Source organism: Xylophilus sp. ASV27 (assembly GCF_016428875.1).
GTDB lineage: Bacteria > Pseudomonadota > Gammaproteobacteria > Burkholderiales > Burkholderiaceae_C > Xylophilus.
The window spans coordinates 1-302 of record NZ_JAELTO010000366.1 but is presented as its reverse complement, the minus strand read 5'-3'; the positions used below and the strand labels follow the sequence as shown (position 1 = coordinate 302).

At 76.2% G+C, this 302-nt stretch carries 1 protein-coding gene; it reads left to right on the top strand.

Features of this window, described 5'->3' with window-relative positions; genetic code table 11:
• A partial coding sequence (locus tag JHD63_RS23365) for a hypothetical protein (protein WP_198973180.1) occupies positions 1-242 on the top strand: 242 nt, incomplete at its 5' end.
• Positions 243-302 lie beyond the last annotated feature (60 nt).

The window sequence follows — 302 nt, the reverse complement described above, 5'->3', positions numbered from 1 at the left end:
CCCCCCCCCCCCCCCCCCCCCCCCCCCCCCCCCCCCCCCCCCCCCCCCCCCCCCCCCCCCCCCCCCCCCCCCCCCCCCCCCCCCCCCCCCCCCCCCCCCCCCCTTTTCAAGCAGACGACGGCATACGAGATTTCCTGTACGGTCTCGTGGGCTCGGAGATGTGTATAAGAGACAGGTGCTGGACCGACTTCCGCGGCCGCGCCACCAGCGAGATCCGCAGGCCGACCGCCGCCAACGCCTGACGCCACGCCATATGCCGCAGAAGGCCGCGTTCCGAGAGGGGCGCGGCTTTTTTCCGGGCA